The sequence below is a fragment of the Candidatus Nitrososphaera sp. 86-2 genome, from assembly GCF_056726185.1.
Genome location: NZ_JBWZON010000001.1, coordinates 512,312 through 534,998, shown reverse-complemented (window position 1 = coordinate 534,998; position 22,687 = coordinate 512,312). Strand labels below are relative to the sequence as shown.

Below are 22,687 nucleotides of genomic sequence, written 5' to 3'. Positions count from 1 at the left end.
GGTGCCGGCACGAAGCACAGATGCAAATTCAATGCAGAATTGCAGGAGGTTTTGAGCAGAATTGATAGTTCAACATGAAGCACAGGTTGAACCGAGTTCGAGGTTCGAGATATTAGAGAACCTCGAAAAACTTGGCGTAAATCCAGAGATGCTCGACCAGCTGTCGATTCCCGCGCTGAATCACCTGCTAAAGACGCTCCAGAAAGCCGCAAGTTCCAGCCCTACCCAGAGCAGGCCAGGAAGACGCAAGTCGCACGAACTTGCCAGAGTCGTTTCCCCTGCGGACAAGAAAATCCTCAAGGCGCTGCTGTCGTCCACCGGCGGCGTGTCGTCGCTCACACTCTCAAAAGAGCTGGACATACCGCTCAGCACGGTGCAGCGCAGGCGCAAGCGGCTGGAGGCAAACCTGCTTGAAATGTCGTACACGCTAAAAGTGGAAAGGTTCGGATGGAGGACGGCTACTTTGTTCATATCCACCAGGAATGGGATGACTGCCGCGGTAGGAAAGGAGATACTCTCCTGGAAAGACAGCGTTTCATGCGTCAGCCGGACGATGGGCGAGAACTCTATAGACCTCAAGGCGGACATCGTATTCAAAGACAACGAGGAGCTTGTGGAGATGATAGGGCGCATCAAGGCGACAGAGGGCGTCGAAAAAGTATCGTGGAGCGAGCAGATAAGGGCGATAGGCCACAACAGCGGCTTGATCTCGTACATACTCGACAAGATATGAGCAGGCACGGCGGCTGCCCCAAATTTTATCCAACAAAGCGCCCGCCCTAGCACGCTGTTTCGCACAGAAAAAAACTGCAAGTAGACGATTTTACTGGAATCTTTTCCCGGGAAACTCTCCACCGATGACCAGTGCGCTGTTATAATTATAGAGAATTTCATGGCTCATGACACACACGTGTAGGGACACGTGCAACGCGCTCTCTGTCAGGAAGGAGAAGAAAAGAGGACGTTATGAGACGGGATGCAAATATTGCATGGTCTGCGCCATCTGGATGAGAGTCGGCGGGAACTTTTGCCCATGCTGCAGGGCTCAACTGCGGACAAAGCCTCGCACGCGCAAGGGAAAAGAGCGCCTCAGGCAGATAATGAGGCCCAGTCCTTTTCCGCTGCAGCATAGCCCCGGCAATAGCAACATCATGTTTGTACCCGAGCCAGAGTAGCGCGTCAGCTGCGCTGTCCCGGAAATGCACAGACAGGGAGGATAATAACGGCATGGGCGGTGCAGAACGGGGGGAGGGAGTAAGTAACACACCGCCTATGCCTTTCTTTCGGCTAAAAGCAATGTAGTATACGTAGTATAAATTCTGCCAAGTAACTTCGTTACCTTAGATTATGTTGTTCTTGTTTCATAGAAAATAATTCGAAAATGCACCGACCTTTCCAGAGGCAAAGCGAGGACATTCATTTTTCTTGCAAACAATGGTTCTCATTGCCGGAAACGCTTGTGCAAAATAGGCAACCTGCTTTAATACCCACAAGGCATAGATGCTTGCGTGCGCGCATCTAGCGAGATAAAGTGTCCAATCTGCAACAGCAAAATGGGCGAAATGAATCTTGATAAAGCACCGCTGTCAAGCACGCTGGTTTACACAATAAACAAAGACAGGCGATTTGCCAGAACCGTCGTCTACATGTGCGCGACGTGCCGGAACATCCAGTCGTTCCTTCTTGAAATACCCAGGCCAGAATAACAGCGCATCGGTGTCGCCGTCTTTGCGACATTTACCCTTTCAATTCTGGTTGCTTAATTTACACGAAAAACCACTGGGTGCAGGTTCGGTTGTAGTAGCAGGAACCATGTTATCTGCAGGAATGGAACCTTTGCTTATCAATCTGACACGCCATGTCCGTACACGTATTGGCCCAGAAAAACTTGTACGTCGTTGCAATAATAGGATCTGTAGCGGCAGTAGCGATTGCGGCGTTTGCTCTAGTGTTTTTCATGCAGGGAGCCAAACCGGCGGTATCGCCGGTTGCCGAACAAGGCGGCAGTAGCAGCGCCGCCGGCAACGTCACGAACACCAGCACCAATACTAGCAGCACCTTCACTGGTTTCAAGACGGCTGCAGTAGCTACCAGCCTTGAATGCCACGACGATTCGTCTTCTGGGACGACGGTAGTAGTTTCTGCCAAGCTTGCCGATCAGTCCAGTGGCAGAGGCATCCCGGGCAAGCAGATGATATTTACAATCCTGCCAGGGAACCCCGTAGGCATACTGCCTACCGACGAGTCAGGGCAGGCCAGCATGTCGCTTGATTTGTCGAAATTTAGCAAAGAAAAGCCGGCAGTATTCGTATTTTTTGACGGCGATGAAGAATACGAGTTCTCGTCGTGCAGAATTGACGTCGTGGCGCCACAGGTTTCAGCTGGCGAGCTTGCGGCAACAAACAGCTGACAGAGAGGCGGGCTGCAGTAGTAATGCATGAATTCCGGATATAGATTTCCAGCCTAGATTAATCATAAACCCCTCATTGCAGAACCGATACGTCATCCCGAGGCGCCAAAGTTGGCGCGTACATTCACCAACATGCACGGCCATGACAGATTAATGCTAGCTAATTATCCCGGTTGAAAACATTGCATTCATAGTACATTATGAGAGTCATACCACATGTGCTCCATACTTGGATACAAGGGAAGCAAAGATGCTGCCTCGCTTCTCGTAAACGGCCTCAAACTCATGGAATATCGCGGGTACGACAGCGTCGGGATAGCGACTCTTCATGACGACAGGATAGACGTTGCAAAGGGAGTCGGCAGGGTCATCGAGGTCAACAAGAGCCTTTCCATGGAAAGTATGCAGGGCACCACAGGCGTGGGGCATACCAGGTGGGCCACGCACGGCGGCGTGACTGACAAAAACGCCCACCCGCATACGTCCTGCGATGGCAGGGTTGCGGTGGTGCATAACGGCATAATAGAGAACTACAAGGAGCTGAAAGAGGAGCTGGTAGCAGCAGGCCACGTCTTCAAGAGCGAGACGGACAGTGAGGTCATTGCCCACCTGTTTGAAGGCACCAAGGGCGACACCAGGCAGGTCATGCTCTCCGTGTGCAGCAGGCTGCGCGGGTCTTATGCTTTTGTCGCGGTGTTCAAGGACGGGACCATAGCTGGAGCAAGGTGGGAGGAGCCCCTGATAGTCGGCATCGCAGATTCCGAATATTTCCTGTCAAGCGACGTTCTTGGATTCATCAAGTTCACGGACAGAGCAGTGTTCCTTGAAAACGGCGACATTGCGGTAATCGACGGCGGCAAGAACCTCCAGCTTTATGATGTCGACGGCAAGCCTGTGAGCAGGGCAGTGTCCCCTATAGCGTGGGAACTAGGCGCGGCAGACAAGGGGATATACGCGCACCACACCCTCAAGGAGATAAACGAGCAGGGCAGGACGATAACTGGCGCGCTGGCTGCAAACAAGCAAAAGCTGCAAGAGTTTGCAGGCATCATCTCTGCTGCTAGGCACGTGTACCTGACTGGAAGCGGCACGAGCAGCCACGCCGCGATGGTCGGCAAGCAGCTGCTTTTGAAATATGCAAAGATAAAGTCCGATGTGATAATCTCTAGCGAGTTCCAGTACGCGCTTGACATGATAGACTCGGGCTCTGTGCTGGTTGCCATTTCGCAGAGCGGCGAGTCCGCGGACGTCCTCCAGTCGGTCAAGAACGCAAGGCAAAGGGGCGCCAAGATCCTTTCAATAGTCAATGTCTCCACATCGTCGCTTGCGCGGGCAAGCGATCTGTTCCTCGAAGTCGGCTGCGGGCCGGAAATAGGCGTGGCAGCAACAAAGAGCTTTACTGCACAGCTTGCAGTGCTCTATTCCATTGCGGGTCAGCTGGCAGAAAGCAAGGAAACATTCCAGAGTGCCAACCTAGCTTCTGCCATAGATAAGGCCCTTGCACTGTACCCTGCGGTGGCGCATGTGGCGGAGGTCCTCGGCGCGGCCAACGACATCTACCTGCTTGGAAGGTTCCTGCATTATCCGATTGCGCTTGAAGGCGCTCTGAAACTGAAAGAGCTTGTCTACGTGCACGCCGAAGGGATTGCCGCCGGTGAGCTCAAGCACGGCCCGCTTGCGCTCATGGACAAGGGGACCCTCGTGGTCCTGATAAACCCTACAGACAACACGTTTTCCGACACGCTTGCCAACGCGCACGAAATGAAGGCAAGAGGAGCCACAATCGTCGGTCTTTCTGACCAGAACAACGAGCTGTACGACTATTGGATACAGCTTCCAAAGGTACAAGACGTGTTCTATCCTATCGTCGAGGCTATTCCACTGCAGATCCTTGCCTACTGCATGGCAGTCGGGAAAAAGGTCGACCCGGACTATCCGCGCAACCTGGCAAAGTCAGTGACGGTTAAGTAAAAGCAGGCGCGTATTGCAAATCAGATCAAATCGAATCCAAACTGCAGCGTAAACGCTGCTGCAAAAAAAGAAGAAGAAAGGTCAGTTTGCCAGCGCAAGGAAATGATCGTTGTGGTCGGTCTTCCAGGAAATCTTGCAGTCCCGCTTGTCAAGAGGGCACGGGTACAGCTCGTTGCAATGCATGCACCTGTGCGCGTGGTCGCCCAGCATCATGTCGGCATGGCATCTATCCGTTCTTCAATGTCAGAGAGCGCTTTTCGAATATAGTCGGCGGTGATAAGCGACGGTATTTTCAGCTGCATTGGTGCAGGAAGCATCGCGTTTGCCCTTATCAGTAAGGAGACCTGCCTGTCGATGTCGTTGTCGTTGCGGCATTCCAAAATGAGGCGCCTTACCGAGTCTGCGAACTCCTGCATGAGATAAAGTAGCCACAAAACGCTCTTTATCATTATGACCGGTTTGCAGTGATAAAATGAGGCGTAATGCCAGAGGCGGCATCAGAGTGAGAGAGGTGTACATTATGGGGATAGAAGGTGATGCAAAGTTTCTGGTATTTCCTGTGCCACTGACGTGTTCATTGATATATTTTGCGTGTGTCTGTGACAACCGGGCGTTGTGCTGCAGGTAAAAGTCTTGGGAAAGAGATGAGATGAAGAAGATAGGGGTACTGCTGTCATTATTGTTGGTTACGGAAGGAGGAGAAGGAGGTGAAGGAAAAAAACGACAAATGCGCAAGCGGCTCATTCTCGCCGCTTTTGCCGCAATCCTAATGCTTTCCCTGGCGGCAGGCGTAGGGGTTCCTCCAAGCGCGGCCCAGTCATCGTCCTGCGCGGCGCTGCCAATAGCAGGGACTGTGGCATCAGGAAACGAGGTCGGAAGCGTCCCAAGCAACGTCGCCGACGGTCAGCCTGTCACGAAGTGGTCGAACTTTGGAAAGGGCTCGTGGGTGTCGGTCGACCTCGGCACGCTTGCAAGCGTCTGCCACGTTGACGTAGCATGGTACAAAGGCGACACGAGGAGGAGCACGTTTTCCATATTATATTCGCAGGATGATGACGGTGCGACGTACACACAGGCTTTTTCCGGCCAGACCTCTGGAAACACGTCCAGTTTTGAGAGGTATGCTCTTGCAGGTGTCGACGCGAGGTACGTCAGGATTACCGTGAACGGCAACACGGACAACGACTGGGCGGCCATTGCAGAGATCAAGGTGTACGGCGACGTTTCTGCAGTCAAGGACAGCACCAGCCCGTCCATATCCATAGACCAGCCTGCAAACAACAGCAAAATAGTCGGCCCTTCTGCGGCCACCGTCAACATCAGAGGCAAGGCGATGGATTTTGGAAGTGGAATAAAGGTAGTCGAGGTCAGGACTGAGGGCACAGAGTACACGCCTGCGACTCCTGCATCCCCGGGAGACTGGTCGACTTGGACCCAGTCCCGCACGCTCTCTGCAGGCACGCACGACATTGTCGCCCGCGCAACTGACAAGGCAGGAAACCAGCAGTGGAGCGTCATGGCCGTCAAAGTTTCCAAGGAGCCAGACTCTACCATACCGGCGTCAAGCCTCCTGACGCCTGCAGACAGGTTTGGAATAACAGAGTTGTACCCGACTGCCACCAGTGGGATTGAATGGTCGTCAAGCTGGGACAACGGGCAGCGCCGGCAGTTTGGCAACACTGTCGACCCGGACGACAGCTGGTTCGAGACGACGCATGGCATCGGGACCTACACCGTCGACGGCACGGGCACGCTGACTGCTTCGGGCAACTATACCAGGATGTACGTGCACGACCCTGCCAACGTGAGGCAATGGTCGGAGAACCTAGAGATAACGGTGTACGTAAAGAGGATGAACGAGACCCAGCTTGTGGACTATTCCGGCCTGCAGCTGTTTGCCCGCACGAACCACGGCACGAATGGCAACGAGAACAGGAACTTTTGCGACGACAGGGGTTACGGCGTCCTGGTGCTCACTGACGGCAGGTGGAAGCTTGAAAAAGAGACGGCCCACCACTTGGCCAACGGCTACGTCGACCTGCCAGGCAAAAAGCCCTGGAGCGGGCTTCCAAAGGACACGTGGGTAGGGGTAAAGTTTGTCCTGCGCAACATGAACAACGACACCAAGGTGAAACTGGAGATATACCGCGACATGACTGCCGGCGCAAACGGCGGCAAGTGGGAAAAGCTGTACGAGTTTGTGGACAACGGCACGAACTTTGGCGCAGGTTACGGCCCTTGCAAGCCCGGCGTGAACCCTGCGCTTCCACTCACGCATTCGCAGATAGACTTGACCAGCGAGACAAAGAGGCCGATGCTTTCAGTCTATGCAAGAAACGAGTATGGGACTATGGAATACGCAGACTTTACCATAAGGGAAATCAACCCGCTCCCTTAACACTTTTCAGATATAGTATAAAGATTAAGGATGTGGAGCAGGCATTGCATTTAGAACCTACTAGTAATCCTGTTTCGCAACATCGTGGCAAGAAATTGGTTTTTGCAAGGAGGACATTGCCATTAGGACTGCACTAGAAAATTACAGAGCAGATGCGTGGAGGACTCCTAAGGAGAAAAGGCTTCAAAAACTCGGCTTTGCTCATCCGGGTGTCCGCTCCGGTACCCTGTACAGGTCTTCAGATGTTGAACTGAGTCACAAGGGTAGGTGTAGACTTGTAGGTACGTGTTTGTGCCGTCGAATGGGTCTACCGCATCACGATCAAACATCACCGCGACAAAGTTGCTTGCATCCTCTCCGGGCGCAGTCAAGTTATCGAATGTTGACGAAAATCTCAAAAAACACGACAACCCGGAGATTGAATAGAGCCAAAATAGAAGATTACTCTATTAAAATTTTATGCTGACTTGAATGATTTAATTATGATATAATCTACAAACGGTATTACATTCCATAACATATCCTCATAATGACAATCGCAGGTATATCCAAGAGATTCAGTCTCTAACGTGTGGAACGCGCAGATGCAATGATGTCAATAGTAGGAGGCAGGCAGCGACAGAAAAGTTACAGTAGCAAGAACGCATTTCGATATTCAGTTGCACTCCTTTCCATGGTTATTCTTGTTTCTGGTTTTGCGACTGCCCCACTACAAGCAAGGGCAGCCCTGCCGGGCGCATGTAACTGTGTGATCCTCCGAGTAGACGACATTCAGGATTACTGGATAAATTCCGTCCAAGTGGCAGTGATGAACCAGTTCATCAATAGAAACGTGAATGCCACGTTCGGCGTGATCATGAATTTCGTCGGTAATGACCCGCTTGTCGTAAATAAAGTAAGGCAGGGTGTAATGTCCAACGTATTTGAACTGGACCTCCATGGATGGAACCACGTAGACTATAGCCAGCTGAGTTTCCAAGACCAAAAGAACACCCTACAGATGGCAAACCAGAAAATTCAGGATATCTGGGGAAGAAAATCCAACATATTCATACCGCCGTACAACTCGTACAACTTGGATACTCTCAATGCGACAAGCCAGCTGAGCTTGAAGATAATAAGCTCCGAGTTTGACCAGGAACTCCCAAGCATATACAATCCAGATAATCCAAACAGCCCAAGCAACAAGGTCTACAAGTCGGCAACTGGCTCCGATCTAAAAGACCAGTTTGGCGTCTACCACCTCCCTCAGGTGGTGGGCTATTACAACTATGATTTTGAACCGCCGCGCAAGGCCCCGCTTTCTACTATCGAAAGTCAGATAGACAACACGATTGCCAACTACGGCTACGCAGTTGTCACTTTGCACCCTCAGGACTTTGCGGTCAAGGATTCATCAGGCGTGCCCTCGAACGTCGCTGACCAGAACGAGCTGAACGACCTGAACACGCTCATAACGGCCATCCAGACTAAAGGATACAGGATAACAACATTCTCCGCAGTGGCCAAGATACCACTTCCACCCGTAATCGATAACGTTCCCCCCACAATAGTTCCGCCGGCAGATATCGCGCTAGTTTCATCTGACAACCCTGCAACCATAAGCTCGCTTGGAACTCCGACAGTAACTGACAATGTCGATCCGCACCCTGTCATCGCCAATAACGGGACGGCCTCAAACCTCTATTCACGAGGCACTACTGCCGTCAAGTGGACTGCTACTGATGCCAACGGCAACGTCGGATGGGCCATACAATATGTAACGGTTGCTGCTACCAACGACTCGACAAAGCCGGCAGTCAATACGGCGACACCGTCAGCTAATGCTGCAATTTCAGGACCTGCCGCAGGTGTAAACGTCTTGGTTACGGGTACTGCATCGGACAGTCAATCCGGTGTAAAAATAGTGGAAGTAAGGACATCGAATACAGCTTATCAAAAAGCTGTACAAACCAACGGCAATAGCTGGGCTAACTGGTACTACATACTAAACATCAAGACGCAGGGAAGTACTACAATCGTCAGCAGGGCGACAGACTTCTTTGGGAACCAGCAGTGGGCATCTACTCCTGTTACTGTCAGCCTTAGTGGTCCTGACACGACCCCGCCAACCATCACGACGCCTCCGCCTATGACAGTCGAAGCGACGGGCGAGCTGACTCCGGTAAGCCTTGGTAAGCCCTTTGTGTTTGACAACAGCGACCCATCGCCGAAGGTGACGAACAATTCTCCGGGGGCATCTGAAGCCACGGGATTCCCGCTTGGGACGACAACTGTGACATGGACCGCGACTGATATATCAGGCAACTCGGCTTCGTCAAGCCAAGTCATAAATGTGGTCGACACTACGGCGCCGCCAACGCCTCAGCCACTCAGCCCTACCAATGGAGCTACAATAACAGATAATGCCACAATTTCGTTTGTCTGGTCTAACGTAACGGATACAGTGTCTTCCAGTGTAACGTATGATCTGTTAGCAGCCAGTACCTCTGACTTTGCATCCCCTATCATCAGTCAATCCGGCTTGACTCAATCATCCTACACTACTCCTTCAAATACGCTGGCGAGTGGAATATACTACTGGAAAGTCAGGTCCTCCGATGCGTCAAACAACAAAAGTGCTTACAGTAGTGTGCAGACCTTTACGGTAAATACTGCGGGCGCAACCATATTTGCATCACCGCCGGGAGGGCTGTACAATGCTACCCAGTCGGTTACACTTGCCGCTTCGCAGCCAGGGTTTACAATCTACTACACTACCGACGGCACGCAGCCTACCACGACTAACGGTGCAACTTACACGGGACCTATCATAATATCGTCCAATACTTCGCTCAAGTTCTTTGGAACTGATGGCTCTGGAGGAACCACTCCTACCATTACAGAGGTCTACAGCATTGACACCGTTGCACCAACCGTGACTGCTTCCCCGCACGGTGGCCTGTACAATGCCGCCCAGTCCGTTGCCCTAACGGCAAGTGAATCAGCTACCATCTACTACACTACCGACGGCTCCACGCCAACTACTGCAAGCTCTGTCTACAGCAGCCCAATACAGCTATCCGCTAATACAGACCTAAAGTTCTTTGGAAGAGATACTGCAGGTAACAACGGCCAAGTAGTCGTCGAGACATACGTAATTGACACAGTACCGCCTTCGGTAACTGCCTCTCCTCCTGGTGGGACGTACAACTCTACCCAGCTAATCACCCTCACTGCGTCTAAACCTGGCTCTACGATATATTACACCATAGATGGCTCTACGCCGACAACTTCAAGCAGCATCTATTCTTCACCGATATCCACGTTCGGGCCTGGCACCACCACGATCTTGAAGTTCTTTGCGGTCGACAGCATTGGCAATACAGGGGCTGTAACTACTCAGACTTATACCATCTCGACAGGAACGTCGTTCCCAATCACTCAGATGAATGACACCACCGCGTCCTCCGGACTTGCAACGTACTCCGCACAGCAGTCCCACGTCGAGTTTGTGTCATCGACATCCCAACTGATAGGCAAGAAGATCGACCAGATAACGCTCAAGCTGAGAAAGACGGGAAGTCCGACAGGAATAGCAGATGTGGGCATATTCAACGCCGACCTTTCACTAAAGAAGTCATTTGGGACCAAAGATGTCAGCACGTTAACTTCGACGTACACAGACTTTACGTATTCTCTTCCGAATCCTGACCTCTATACCATCCAGTCCGGCGACAGAATAGGCATCAAGTATGCCGGCGGCAATTCAAACAACTTTGTCGCAGTCATGCTCGACAAAGATGCTGCAGACCCGTTTGATGGCGCGAACACGTACAGGCAGCAGTACACTACATCATGGACAAGCAATACCGCAGACGACATGTACATGACACTAAAGCAGACGCACGACGCAACAGACACCATTCCTCCGACTGTAACTGCCACGCCTGTCGGCGGTATATATACAGCGGCCATTTCGGTGACACTTGCCGCCAATGAGCCGGCCACCATCTATTACACCATAGATGGCTCTACGCCGACAACTTCAAGCAGCATCTACTCTTCGCCGATACAAATCTCCACTACCGCGCAATTAAAGTTCTTTGGCAAAGATACTGCTGGAAACACGAGTCCTGTAAGTACAGAAACATACACCATAAACCTGCCATCATTTCCAGTCACTCAGATGAATGACACCACCGCGTCCTCCGGACTTGCAACGTACTCCGCACAGCAGTCCCACGTCGAGTTTGTTTCGCCCACATCGCAGTTGCTTGGAAAAAGTATAGACCAGATAACGCTCAAGCTGAGAAAGACTGGAACTCCTACTGGAACAATGCAGATAGGCGTCTTCAACTCTGACCTGACTGTGAAAAAATTGTTTGGAACAAAGGACGCATCAACTCTGGCTTCGACATACACGGACTATATCTTCTCACTGTCCAACAACGAGCTATATGCTATCCAGTCCGGCGACAGAATAGGAATACAATACTCAAATGGCGATTCATCCAACTTTGTCGCAGTCATGCTCGACAAAGATGCTGCAGACCCGTTTGATGGCGCGAACACGTACAGGCAGCAGTACACTACATCATGGACAAGCAATACCGCAGACGACATGTACATGACACTAAAGCAGACGCACGGGTAAATAATGAGGAAAAAGAGTGAGGAGGGAGAGAGAAAAAAATCATCTATTAGCTGCCATCCTGCTTGTTGTCTTCTTGATACTTGCCATCCAGATAATATCTGGTGCTATGCATGTCGGTGCATAGGTAACTAGGCAAGAAGAGTCTCTCCTCACGCATCGGCGAACCTGCTTCGCAAAGTGGTGGCATTATCACCAGATCGCGCTTCTTTTTGGATTTTTCTGGTAGCCTCGCACAAGAGAGAATTTTCGAACCTGATTTTGTTTCTCTTATGCTCCTTTGATTTTCTCGCTTTTGGTATTGTGTTATGTCATCAACACATTTATCCATATCAAGACGGGCTCTGGGTGTTATTATTCAGAGCCAAGCTATGTTCTGTGTTGGGCGCTGTTAAGTTATCTGGCGATGTGAGCTTTCTTAACATGCTTCACCACCCGAAGATTGAACAGAACTCAACAGCCCATGTCACAACGGTGGTGCGGAGCAGAAAGTCGGTCGACTCGGTTGTGCTGGGCAAGTTATTTGTCACCCAAGACGCCGGGTCAGAATTGTCAAGCACCATAGGCGGCGTGAGGTTCACGGCCATAATTTCGCTCACCGCATTTGATATTATGCCCACAGGAGGCGTCAGCTGCTAGGGTGTGATGTCGAGTCCACCTGGCGAAACTGCAACTAGAATGTGGCTCACTGCATGTTACCGAAAAAAAAGTCTGTCGACCTTGCAACGACCTCCCTTGCCAATCCGCTGGATGGCTAATTACCTTAAAAAATCATCTATGTTTTGAATGCAATCATGTTCCACTAATAAGATTCTAGGGCAAGCGCTATTTCCAGCCTATCTGTAGCATCGGGCAGGAAAAAAGCAGAGTCAGCCGGCGGAGACAGAGTCCCTGTTGTCCCGCACGGCATTGTCGACAGCGTTGGTGTCGATTCTGAACTCTTCAAGCACGTTGTCTGCCACGACGTTGTTTGCGACGGTATTGCGCGATGAGCCGTCAAGGATCCCGACGCCGTACTTGTTTCCGACTATGGTGTTGTTTTCGACAATGTTGTCGTAGCTCTGCTTCTGGATGAACACCCCATACTTTTCGTTGTAGCGCACGACGTTATCCTTTATCATGCTAGAGTTGGTGAGCCAGTGGAGCCCTATGCCCTCGACGTTGTACTCGACTGTGTTGTTGGTTATCGTGACGTTGTCGCACCACAGCGAGCAGATTATCCCCTGGTTGCCGTTGTCGTGCACATTGTTAGAGTCGACCACAAAGTTGGATGACCGGGTGTGCGGGTCAAGCCCGTAGCGGGTCTGCCCGTAAATCTCGTTGTTCAGTATCTTGAAGTTGCTGGAATCCTCCGAGTAGAACCCGTAGTAGTTGAAGGCGATGGTAGAGTTGGCCACCACAAAGTCCTTGGAATTATAGTATTCCAGCGCAGCGTGCGCGTACCGGGTATCCTTCAGGCCGCCAAGCGAGTAACCCAGGTGCGTTATGCTAGAGTTTAGGACGTCCATGTGGCCTCCTCTCACCACGATGTACGGGCGGGGGATGTACGGGTCTATCTCTGGCTTGGCGCGCACAGGGTCCCACGAAGTCACGGTCGAGTTTACAATTGCGCCCTGACCGCGGATCTCAAGGTAACTGGGGTTTGGGTTGCGCTCTGACGAGGAGAGCATCAGCACCTTTACTCCGTTTATTTCAAGCGAAGTCTTGTTTCCCATTATGATTGGCTTTGTCACGAGGTAGGCAGATTCCTGCTTGATGTAGCTTACTGCTGAAGGGTACTGCTGTGCCAGGAGCGCCATCGTCCATTTCCCCTCATTTACCCGCGTCACGGAATTGTTGCCGTCAGATATGAGCATGATGGGCGGAGCCTGCGAGTCGGCAGTTTGCGGCGGCGCTGCCGGCTGTTCAGAGAACACTATGCCTTTTCCGGCCTGCTTTAGCACGTCTTCGAGCACTATCTTGTGCGCCATTATTTTTGGTGAAAACGCCATGACAGAGGAGTCAGAATGGTGCAGCGCTACTCTGATGAACTCCATCGCGTCGCGGTCCCTGCCGGTCTGGCCGAGGATCTCGTTTTCGACAAGCGGCACGCCTCTATACACGGTCGGCAGGTATCCCGGCGCCTTGTAGCCGCTCAGGTCATCCCACGTCTTTATCAGGTATCCCTGGTCCTCAATCCTCTTGGCGACAAAGTCATGTTCCTTCAGGTACCTGTCTTCCATGAAAAACACCGCCTTTGTGACATTGTAGTTGTGCAGCAGGTCAAGCAACGGGAGCAGGTTTTCTTGGTTTCCGTACTGCACGTAAAAGGTCAGTGTCACCGTGCTTGGCATAGAGGGGTCGTACAGTATCCGCGGGCCTGCGTTTAGTGGAGGGGCAGGAGGACCGAACCCCAGCTGATCTGCAATGGGAGCGATGCTGTTTTGCAAAAATTCATTGTTGTTGTATGCCTCTTTGGCAGAATAGCCAAGGTAGTCGATGAACTCGGCGTTTCTGCTGCTTGACACCGGCAGGTACATGTTCCATATCACGATGCCAAAGGTGCTTGCAAGGAGCGCAGACAGGAGGATGGAGGTGTATTTCATCTCTTGCTCTCACCTTGTCAGCCACGACTTGTTCCTCACCGTGAGGAACGAGTAGTATTCAAGCGAGCTGAGGAAAAAGCCCATCACCGACCAGGTGAGCCTGTACGCCCACTTGCCGCCGGTATCGGGGTTTCTCAGCTTGAACTCGGCTCCAAAGAGAAGCCCGATGAAGAGAAGCCCGGCTATGTACACCACTGCGGACCAGTACTGGCCTTCGAGTGGAAGCAGTATGAGCGACCTGATGGCAATGACGGGCGAGAGGAACGACCATATCATCTGCAAATAGTACGTGGCCGCTGCAAACGCGTTTCTGTCCTTGTAGTAGTATGGCGCGGTGAAAAAGAACACGCGCAGCCAGCTTTTCTTCCAGCGTATCTGCTGCCACATGAATTTCTTGAACCTGTGCGGGACCTCGGTGTATACGATTGCGCTTTCGCAATACTTGGCCTTCCACACTTTTTGTTCTTTGTCGAGGTAGTGCTTGTTGCCGCCGATGACGTAGCTTGTCAGGTGCCTGTCGTCGCCCAGGGTGAAATCGGCCCCCAGAAACACGTCGTTTGCCCATTTGTCAAGGGCGAGCATTATGGCCTCCTTGCGGTATGCAGAGAGGATTCCGGGGCAGCAGGTCACGGTTCCAAAGGCACTTTCCATCGCCTTCATTATGGAAAACTGGCCGTCGTACCAGGTGTCCTGCATCTTGGTCAAGGTGTTCTGGTCCGCGTTTACCGCGCGGCCGTGCCCGGATACGGCGCCAACATCAGGGTCGTCAAAGACCTTCACCATGCGCTCTATGGCGGTTTTTTCAATCACGCAGTCAGAGTCGATGAGGAGTATTATTTCTCCCTTGGCAGGGCCTGAGACTATGCCTTCCCTGACGGCCTTTCTCTTGCCGACGTTCTGTGCTAGGTGTATGACCGCTATTCTATCTGGGAACTGCTTTCTCAGTTGGTCCATCGCATGGCCAGTGTCGTCGGTCGAGCCGTCGTTTACCATTATCACCTCGATATTGCTGTACGTCGAGGCGAGGCACGACTTGGCTGCCTCGATTATCATGACTGGGTCGTTCTTGGCAGGGATTATCACGCTCACAAGGGGTTCCCGCGCGCTAAAGGGGGCGCCGCCGGCATTCTTGCTGCTGTCTTTCTTTTTACCATAGACAGGGTCCCTATACATCGTGTAGGAAACGATGAATGAACTGAAAACCAAAAACGTTGTGAGAAAACTGTATATGCCGAGAATCGGGTCGAGATAGAAAAACAGCATGTACAGTTTCGTGGCGATGAGGGCGCCGGCGCCCGTTATGATGAGCGCTCTTGCGGCTTTTTTTCTGGGCGTGAGCTTTTGCGGTGCGACGATTCCTCGCTTGAGTACTTCCATGCTTCTTATGCAATCCTCCAGCAGCAATTACGATGATGTGAGCGCCAATTGGAAAACCGGCGTGCAGGCATCAGTCTACAATCAACCATTCTTGACAATTGAGAATGCTGTCTTGTTCATGGCTAAAAGAAACCGCGTCTTGAGCGAGTTTTAAGGTGAAGGGAATTGTCAGGCCGGGGGCACCTGCAGAGAAAATAACTCAAATTATTGCACATTAACGGCGAAAGAGACAGCCTCTATAAGAGTGACTATGCATTTTCTATTTGCAGCCAGGCAGGCGAGATTTGCCAGCCTTATGCATTTCATTTCGCCTTGCGGATGATGATAATGATGATGAACAAGACAAATATAACTCCAATCGGGCTGATAGCGGCCGTATGACTACTACAGCAGCGGCAGTAGAACAGACTCTTGCATCTCTTGGAATAAGGCTCCCTAACCCACCTGCGCCCGCCGGCTCGTACGTGCCTGTTGTAATTAGCGGCAACTTGGCGTTCGTAGCGGGCCAGATCCCGGTGGAGGCAGGGCAGGTAAAGTTCAAGGGCAAGGTCAGCAGGGACGTTTCGATTGAGGCAGGGCAGCAGGCCGCGCGCCTGTGCACCATAAACGCACTTGCGCAGCTAAAGGCCGCTCTCGGCTCTCTTGGCAGGATAAGGCGCATCGTAAGGGTGGCAGGGTTTGTCAACTGCGAGCCGACGTTTGTGGACCAGCCCAAGATCATAAACGGCGCATCTGACCTTCTCGTACAGATATTCGGAGACGCAGGCAGGCACGCCCGCGTCGCGGTAGGCGTAAGCAGCCTGCCCCTCGGCAGCGCGGTGGAAGTAGAATTTATCGCCGAGATAGAAGAATAGGGCTCTCAGTCCTTGTCGATTGTCAGAGTAAGAATTCCCCTGTGGCCGGAGATCCTTTCGTGCTCGAAAAGCTCAAAATCGTGCGAGAATATCTTTTTGCATCCGTCACAGGCATAGCAGTGACGCTCCATCATCATATTCACGAATAAGCAGTGCGTCACAGCCATATTGCGTGCAGGGTCAGCCACTGTTGGCTCGTAGAGTGGCAGTCTTTGCAGTCATGCAGCTAGCAGATAATTTGCAGCGAATGCGCTTCCAGCTAGCCTATCTTTGAGTCCAGCGTCTTGACGAATTCGCCCAGCCTGTCCTTTGGTATCACTGCGCCGCACGCCTTGTCGTGGCCTCCGCCGCTTCCACCCAGGCTGCTTGCAACGTCGTTTACAAGCCGGCCAAGGTGCACCTTGCAGTCCTTTGAGCCGCGTATAGAGACCACATACGAGCCAATGTCCTCCTTCAGTTTGTAGACCATGGCCGCAGGCTTGCCCGACGAGCCAAGGACAAAGTTGACCACCATGCTCGATGATAACTCGACGGTGCTCGGCGCGTGCGCCAGGTTGTCCAGCTTCACAATGCCGGAGCGTATCGATTCTACTGCGTTTGCCACCTTTTTGGCGTACCTCTCTGCAAGCTCAAAACCACCCTTGACGTCGTGCGGGTACTTGCCCTTGGACAGCGCGTCGACAATCCTCACGAGAAAGTCCTCATCCTTCTGGCTTGCAGAAATCATGTACGAAAGTGAAGTAGCTTCAAGCATCAGAAATTGCCGGTCATAGCGCGGGACAAGTTTTGCCGCCGCCGGCTTTTTCTCCATATAGTCGGTGAGCGCGCCCATTGCTGCAAGAAACGTCGCGCCTTCGGGCAGCTTTTTCTTGTACTTGCGGTACACCTGAACGCTCGTGCATTCTTTTACCGTGTGCACAAGAGTCACCTTGGCCTTTTTCAGCCCTGCGACTGTTTCCTTGCTGATGTCATGATGGTCGATGTAGGTCACCTTTGTGCCCTTGCCGACTATTTTTGCAAGCAGCTCGACAAACCTCTGCTCGTTCTTTTTCGACAGCCCGAGGTCGCAGATGAACAGCTGGTCAATCTTTTTCTCGGAATTTGCAAGCCTTTCCAGTTTTGGAATCAGCGCGGGGTAATCTGAAAGCATGACGGTCGGGGCGTCAAACGCGGCCTTGGCAAGCGCCGCCGAGGCGAGGCCATCGACGTCCTCCTTGTGCGACATAACTACGATTTCTTCAGCAGGCAACAGAGCATAGCCGTGGCTGGCCGGGATTAATAGTTTGAGAAAATGCGAGAGAGAAAAAGAAAGAAGAAAACGCGACCGCCGTGCTCAGGAAACAGAAACACAACTACGAAATGGGCTTACGCGTTCTTTGCGTGTTCCGGGACTGAATAGTGCGTCCATGGCAACGGTGCCGATGGCTATCCACCAACTAAAACCGGTTGCTTTGAACAATCCGGTTCAAGTGCGTTGGGCTGTTGGTGATGGCAGGCTGAACACCTCGCCGAAGCTTGGTGCTTACACCTCCATCCCATCAACGCCATCTTCTATGGCCGCCCTTCTCCTTACGGAAGGCTGTCTTTTCTCGGGAAAGGCTTCGTCCTTAGATGCTTTCAGGACTTATCCTAAGAAGCTTAGCTGCTCAGCATGCCCTGTCGGACAGCTGATAAACCAGAGGCTTCGCCGCCCTGTTCCTCTCGTACTAGGGGCGACTTCCCCTCAGACAACCACGCCCCTGTCAGGCAGAGACCGACCTGTCTCACGACGGTCTAAACCCAGCTCACGTTCCCCTTTAATGGGCGAGCAGCCCCACCCTTGGCTCCTGCTGCAGAACCAGGATGGGAAGAGCCGACATCGAGGTACCAAACCGCGGGGTCGATGGGAGCTCTCGCCCGCGACGAGCCTGTTATCCCTAGGGTAACTTTTCTGTCACCACCGGCCCCCAATAGTGGGGACACGATGGATCGCTAAGCCCGGCTTTCGCCTCTGGATTCCGTATCATTGGGAATTCAGTCAGACTGGCTTTTGGCTTTGCCCTCACCGGCGGAGTTCTGTCCCGCCTGAGCCAATCTTTGGGCCCCCTCGATACATTTTCAAGGGGGTGCCGCCCCAGCCGAACTGCCCACCTGCCGATGTCCCCGTAAGAACGGGTTAGCGATACGGTAATGAAAGGCTGGTGTTACAACGGCGCCTCCACCAATCCCGGAGGACTGGCTTCGATGGCTCCCAGCTACGCTCTGCATCCACAACCATACCGCAACAACAGGCTGCAGTAAAGCTCCACAGGGTCTTCTCTCCCCGACAGAGGTTCGTGGACTGTTCGTCCACGTTAAGTGGCTTCACCGGGCTGCAGGCGGGGACAGCGGGGCCCTCGTTGTTCCATTCATGCACGTCGGAACTTACCCGACAAGGCATTTGGCTACCTTAAGAGAGTCAGAGTTACTCCCGGCGTTTAGCGGCCCTTAGCCCAATTGAACTCAGGTTTTAGGTACCGCCACTGGCCAGGATACAGAGGCCGTACTCATCCTTTCGGACTAGCGACCACCTGTGTTTTTATTAAACAGTCGGGACCCCCTGGTCACTGCGACCTGAAGCTCCTGCTCCTCGCAAAAGCCTCAGGCACTCCTTATACCATAGGTACGGAGCTAGATTGCCGAGTTCCCTCGCCTTACGGTATACCCGAAAGACCTTAGATTTCTCATCCAGGGCACCAGTGTCGGTTCTCGGTACGGTCATGAAGCTATCTCCCTTGCCATGCTTTCAGTGTCTCCTGGATTCAAGCGAACCCGCCTTGCGGCAGGCCATTCACTACTCGTCTGGGATCTCGCCATTACGGCACTCCCCCAAACTCGTAAGCTTGAACAGAACGACGGTTCTGCTCGCCCTATCCTGAAGCGACATGGTAGGTCATAACGACGCCTCATGGCATTGGAATATTAACCAATTTCCCATTCGGGCAACTCTGTTGAGGTTGCTCTTAGGACCGGCTAACTCCCGGCTGATGACGCATTGCCGGGAAACCCTTGCCCTTGCGGTCGCCGAGATTCTCACCCGGCTATGCTGTTACTGCCACCAGGATCTGCAATAGTTAGTTCGGTCCACTGGACTTCACAGCCCAGCTTCGACCCAAACACTACGCCCACCTACCGCGCGCCGGCCTCGCCGGCGGCCTAAAGTATCGGTAGTCTGCTTTAGCCCCGTCCATTTTCAGGGCTTCCGAGCTCGGCAGGTGAGCTGTTACGCACTCTTTGAAGGATGGCTGCTTCTGAGCCTACCTCCCTGCTGTCTTTGCTCGAAAACACCTTTTTGTTTGACACTTAGCAGACATTTGGGGACCTTAACTTTAGTCTGGGTTGTCCCCCTTTCGGTTATGAGGCTTACCCCACATAAACCCGCTTCCCGACTTCTACGGCGCCCGTACATTCGGAGTTCGAATGGGCGGCGAGCCCTTTCGAGCCCTTACCGTCCGATCGGTGCTCTACAGTACAAGCAACCTCCATCGAGACAAGACTGCGATCTACTTCGGTGGGAACTAGCGATCACCGGACTAGATTGGTTTTTGACCCCTAATCCCAGTTCTGGGGACCGATTTGCACGTCAGGACCCTTGCGGACCTCCAGGGGGCGTTAGCCCCCCTTCGTCCTGACCAGGACTAGATCGTCCGGTTTCTAGCCTTACTGCCATGACTTAAGACCCTTTCAGATCCTCTGCCTCGCCAAAGCTGCGCAGATTTGGTTTCCCTTCGCCTTCCCCTCGTCAGGTTAGGCTCGCCATGACAGCAATCTCCCTGGCCCGTGTTTCTAGACGGAACGTACGACCCTGGAAGGCTTCAATCCCTTGCGGGACCTCCACCTGATTCCTTTTGAGCCGTACACGTCTGTAACCGGTTGATTTCAGACACTTTTCACCCCCCTTCCGGGGTACTTTTCAACTTTCCCTCACGGTACTAGTGTGCTATCGGTCTTGGTGAATATTTAGCCTTGGATGCTACTTTCACCCATAGTCACTGGCCACTGCCAAGGCCAGTTACTCTCGCTATGGCAGAATCCAATTCCCCGTTGCATACGGGGGTATCACCCTCTGCGCCAGTACGTTCCAGAACATTTCTGCTTAGAGAACTGCGTCCAACGCCATAGCACACCACATCCCTACCACGTTACCGTGGCAGGTTCAGTTTGGGCTCTTCCGTTTTCGCTCGCCGCTACTAGCGGAATCTCGATTGATTTCTCCTCCTCGTCCTACTCAGATGCTTCACTTCGGACGGTTCGCCCTCCCAAGCTGAAAGCAAGGGAGTGTAAAGAGAGACCTCATTCGGAAATCCCGGGATCAACGGTCGCATGCACCTACCCCGGGCTTATCGCAGCTTGCCACGTCCTTCATCACTTACCAAGCCGAGTCATCCTTCAACCGGCGTCTTTGCACTTGTACACCGGCCAACACTATTGCAGCCCCGGAAACTCTACGCGAACGTTTCCGTAAAGCCACTTTGCTACATTCCTCTATCGTTTTCGTGGCGTGTTTCTGTTTCCTGTACACGACGGTCATTGCAGGCAGCGCCTGCTGCGTCCTTCGCCCCATGCTCACGCATGGAGTTGCATGTTTTTTCATAGGTCACACGTGTAGTTCCCAGACAACGGCGGTCCTTTACACTCAAGTCGTCCGGCCGAAATTCTAAGGAGGTGATCCAGCCGCAGGTTCCCCTACGACTACCTTGTTACGACTTCTCCCCCGTTGCTGACCCCAGGTTCGATAGCGCCAATTAGGCGCCACCTCGCCAAGAACCAGCTTCGGTGAAGCGACGGGCGGTGTGTGCAAGGAGCAGGGACGTATTCACCGCGCGATAGTGACACGCGGTTACTAGGGATTCCAGATTCATGAGGGCGAGTTTCAGCCCTCAATCATAACTGAGGTAAGGTTTGTGGGATTGCCTCCTCCTTTCGGAATCGGAGCCCGTTGTCCTTACCATTGCAGCCCGCGTGTGGCCCGAGGGTTTCGGGGCATACTGACCTGCCGTAGCCCCCTCCTTCCTCCGCCTCAGCGGCGGCGGTCCCTCTAATTAGCCCTGCTAGTCCGGAGACCAGCAGTAGCAACTAGAGGCAGGGATCTTGCTCGTTACCTGACTTAACAGGACACCTCACGGCACGAGCTGGCGACGGCCATGCACCTCCTCTCAGCTTGTCTGGTAAAGTCTTCAGCTTGACCTTCACTCTGCTGTCGCCCCCGGTAAGATTTCCGGCGTTGACTCCAATTGAACCGCAGGCTTCACCCCTTGTGGTGCTCCCCCGCCAATTCCTTTAAGTTTCAGTCTTGCGACCGTACTCCCCAGGCGGCAGACTTAACGGCTTCCCTGCGGCACTGGGTTGGCCCAAAGCCAACCCATCACCGAGTCTGCATCGTTTACAGCTGGGACTACCCGGGTATCTAATCCGGTTTGCTCCCCCAGCTTTCATCCCTCACCGTCGAGCGCGTTCTGGCAAGCCGCCTTCGCCACTGGTGGTCTTCAGTGGATCAGAGGATTTTACCCCTACCCACTGAGTACCGCTTGCCTCTCCCGCCTCCTAGCCCTGTAGTATCCTCCGCGGCCCATCTGTTGAGCAGGTGGATTTAACGGAAGACTTGCAGAACCGGCTACGGATGCTTTAGGCCCAATAATCGTCCCGACCACTCGGGGTGCTGGTATTACCGCGGCGGCTGACACCAGACTTGCCCACCCCTTATTCTGCACCATTTTTAGAGGTGCCAAAAGACGTCCTTAACGGACGTCACTCAGAGTAACCCTGTCAAGCTTTCGCCTATTGCAGAGGTTTCGCGCCTGCTGCGCCCCATAGGGCCTGGGCCCTTGTCTCAGTGCCCATCTCCGGGCTCCTCCTCTCAGAGCCCGTACCGGTTACAGGTTTGGTGGGCCATTACCTCACCAACAGCCTGATCGGCCGCAGTCCAATCCAGGGGCCATATAGGTTTCAGCCATGATCCATTCCAGAAACCTTGGCCTATCGCGGTTTATCCTCAGTTTCCCGAGGTTATCCACGTCCCCTGGGCATGTTGACTACGTGTTACTGAGCCGTATGCCACGCATTGCTGCGTTAACTCGCATGGCTTAGTCCCACTCTGATAGCAGTCGGGTCCGGCAGGATCAACCGGAGTCAATCCATTTTTTTGTTTTTCTCGTTAATGAGAGTACGGCCGGACAACTTGGTAATTGTGCGGATCGCTATTGTCGTTACGGGTTTGCACGTGTGACCTATGTCGGAAACGATGTTGACATCGAATCCCCATGATATGAGCGCAACTGGAGGTCAGTGAATCACAAAATGGCTCATTACCAACATCATCACTGACGCCGCCTTGATGTTACGTTCGTTCATTTCCTTTACAAGGCACCGATATAAATCTTTCATAACGAGCGTCAACCGTGAGAAGCCACATCACTACCGGCCACTGCAAGCGTCCGATTT

The 22,687-nt window shown here is 52.8% G+C and carries 15 protein-coding genes and 2 rRNA genes; 9 read left to right on the top strand and 8 right to left on the bottom strand.

Translation table 11 applies throughout. The annotated features are described in order from the left end of the window. The first annotated feature begins 61 nt into the window (after positions 1–61). The 5 genes from ACYOR7_RS03240 to glmS all read left to right on the top strand — a co-directional run bounded on the left by ACYOR7_RS03240 (position 62) and on the right by glmS (position 4,381). Positions 62–733 (top strand): Lrp/AsnC family transcriptional regulator, encoded by a 672-nt coding sequence (locus ACYOR7_RS03240; protein WP_294806837.1) that lies wholly within the window; start codon positions 62–64, stop codon positions 731–733. Positions 734–899: 166 nt separating this feature from the next. Continuing rightward, positions 900–1,175, top strand: coding sequence for a hypothetical protein (locus ACYOR7_RS03235; protein WP_479913095.1), 276 nt, complete (start codon positions 900–902; stop codon positions 1,173–1,175). Positions 1,176–1,508: 333 nt separating this feature from the next. Next, positions 1,509–1,706, top strand: a complete 198-nt coding sequence (locus ACYOR7_RS03230) for a hypothetical protein (RefSeq protein ID WP_294806835.1) — start codon at positions 1,509–1,511, stop codon at positions 1,704–1,706. Between the two features lie 167 nt (positions 1,707–1,873). Continuing rightward, the gene (locus ACYOR7_RS03225) at positions 1,874–2,410 is read left to right on the top strand and encodes a hypothetical protein (protein ID WP_479913094.1); all 537 of its coding nucleotides are present in this window, start codon (positions 1,874–1,876) and stop codon (positions 2,408–2,410) included. 216 nt (positions 2,411–2,626) lie between these two features. Further along, positions 2,627–4,381: a glutamine--fructose-6-phosphate transaminase (isomerizing) gene (glmS, locus tag ACYOR7_RS03220; RefSeq protein WP_294806832.1), complete on the top strand. Its 1,755-nt coding sequence runs from the start codon at positions 2,627–2,629 to the stop codon at positions 4,379–4,381. Between the two features lie 81 nt (positions 4,382–4,462). Here the strand turns inward: glmS and ACYOR7_RS03215 are convergent, their stop codons facing one another. Continuing rightward, positions 4,463–4,594 carry a hypothetical protein gene (locus tag ACYOR7_RS03215; protein WP_294806829.1) on the bottom strand — a complete coding sequence of 44 codons (132 nt, stop codon included), beginning with the start codon at positions 4,592–4,594 and terminating at the stop codon, positions 4,463–4,465. Beyond that, positions 4,591–4,797: a hypothetical protein gene (locus ACYOR7_RS03210; protein ID WP_294806827.1), complete on the bottom strand. Its 207-nt coding sequence runs from the start codon at positions 4,795–4,797 to the stop codon at positions 4,591–4,593. The genes ACYOR7_RS03215 and ACYOR7_RS03210 overlap by 4 nt, the downstream gene beginning before the upstream one ends. Before the next feature lie 311 nt (positions 4,798–5,108). Here ACYOR7_RS03210 and ACYOR7_RS03205 point away from each other — a divergent pair, with 311 nt between their 5' ends. From ACYOR7_RS03205 to ACYOR7_RS03195, 3 genes are all read left to right on the top strand, one after another. Further along, on the top strand, positions 5,109–6,779 hold the full coding sequence (locus ACYOR7_RS03205; protein WP_479913093.1) for a discoidin domain-containing protein: 1,671 nt from the start codon (positions 5,109–5,111) through the stop codon (positions 6,777–6,779). A gap of 748 nt (positions 6,780–7,527) precedes the next feature. Beyond that, positions 7,528–11,415 (top strand): chitobiase/beta-hexosaminidase C-terminal domain-containing protein, encoded by a 3,888-nt coding sequence (locus ACYOR7_RS03200; protein WP_479913092.1) that lies wholly within the window; start codon positions 7,528–7,530, stop codon positions 11,413–11,415. A gap of 420 nt (positions 11,416–11,835) precedes the next feature. Beyond that, entirely contained in the window at positions 11,836–12,051 is a 216-nt protein-coding gene (locus ACYOR7_RS03195; protein WP_294806105.1) for a hypothetical protein, read from the top strand. A gap of 230 nt (positions 12,052–12,281) precedes the next feature. Here the strand turns inward: ACYOR7_RS03195 and ACYOR7_RS03190 are convergent, their stop codons facing one another. Then, positions 12,282–13,997, bottom strand: coding sequence for a right-handed parallel beta-helix repeat-containing protein (locus tag ACYOR7_RS03190; RefSeq protein ID WP_479913091.1), 1,716 nt, complete (start codon positions 13,995–13,997; stop codon positions 12,282–12,284). Positions 13,998–14,006: 9 nt separating this feature from the next. Further along, entirely contained in the window at positions 14,007–15,374 is a 1,368-nt protein-coding gene (locus ACYOR7_RS03185) for a glycosyltransferase family 2 protein (RefSeq protein ID WP_479913090.1), read from the bottom strand. A 377-nt stretch (positions 15,375–15,751) separates the two neighbouring features. On the opposite strand from ACYOR7_RS03185, the gene ACYOR7_RS03180 reads away from it, so the two are divergent. Next, positions 15,752–16,228 carry a RidA family protein gene (locus tag ACYOR7_RS03180; protein WP_479913089.1) on the top strand — a complete coding sequence of 159 codons (477 nt, stop codon included), beginning with the start codon at positions 15,752–15,754 and terminating at the stop codon, positions 16,226–16,228. Positions 16,229–16,233: 5 nt separating this feature from the next. Here ACYOR7_RS03180 and ACYOR7_RS03175 read toward each other — a convergent pair whose 3' ends face one another. The 4 genes from ACYOR7_RS03175 to ACYOR7_RS03160 all read right to left on the bottom strand — a co-directional run bounded on the left by ACYOR7_RS03175 (position 16,234) and on the right by ACYOR7_RS03160 (position 22,376). Beyond that, positions 16,234–16,365, bottom strand: a complete 132-nt coding sequence (locus tag ACYOR7_RS03175; RefSeq protein WP_479913088.1) for a hypothetical protein — start codon at positions 16,363–16,365, stop codon at positions 16,234–16,236. Between the two features lie 122 nt (positions 16,366–16,487). Further along, positions 16,488–17,477, bottom strand: a complete 990-nt coding sequence (locus ACYOR7_RS03170) for a DHHA1 domain-containing protein (protein WP_479913087.1) — start codon at positions 17,475–17,477, stop codon at positions 16,488–16,490. A 213-nt stretch (positions 17,478–17,690) separates the two neighbouring features. After that, positions 17,691–20,661, bottom strand: a 23S ribosomal RNA gene (locus ACYOR7_RS03165). Positions 20,662–20,906: 245 nt separating this feature from the next. Then, positions 20,907–22,376 (bottom strand): 16S ribosomal RNA (locus ACYOR7_RS03160). Together the 16S and 23S rRNA genes form the textbook arrangement of a ribosomal RNA operon. Positions 22,377–22,687 lie beyond the last annotated feature (311 nt).

Coding starts and splice junctions, on each gene's coding strand:
- ACYOR7_RS03215 (WP_294806829.1), bottom strand. CDS start 4,594: ATGATGCTGGGCGACCACGCGCACAGGTGCATGCATTGCAACGAGCTG.
- ACYOR7_RS03175 (WP_479913088.1), bottom strand. CDS start 16,365: ATGATGATGGAGCGTCACTGCTATGCCTGTGACGGATGCAAAAAGATA.
- glmS (WP_294806832.1), top strand. CDS start 2,627: ATGTGCTCCATACTTGGATACAAGGGAAGCAAAGATGCTGCCTCGCTT.
- ACYOR7_RS03235 (WP_479913095.1), top strand. CDS start 900: ATGACACACACGTGTAGGGACACGTGCAACGCGCTCTCTGTCAGGAAG.
- ACYOR7_RS03205 (WP_479913093.1), top strand. CDS start 5,109: ATGCGCAAGCGGCTCATTCTCGCCGCTTTTGCCGCAATCCTAATGCTT.
- ACYOR7_RS03195 (WP_294806105.1), top strand. CDS start 11,836: ATGCTTCACCACCCGAAGATTGAACAGAACTCAACAGCCCATGTCACA.
- ACYOR7_RS03210 (WP_294806827.1), bottom strand. CDS start 4,797: ATGCAGGAGTTCGCAGACTCGGTAAGGCGCCTCATTTTGGAATGCCGC.
- ACYOR7_RS03180 (WP_479913089.1), top strand. CDS start 15,752: ATGACTACTACAGCAGCGGCAGTAGAACAGACTCTTGCATCTCTTGGA.
- ACYOR7_RS03190 (WP_479913091.1), bottom strand. CDS start 13,997: ATGAAATACACCTCCATCCTCCTGTCTGCGCTCCTTGCAAGCACCTTT.
- ACYOR7_RS03185 (WP_479913090.1), bottom strand. CDS start 15,374: ATGGAAGTACTCAAGCGAGGAATCGTCGCACCGCAAAAGCTCACGCCC.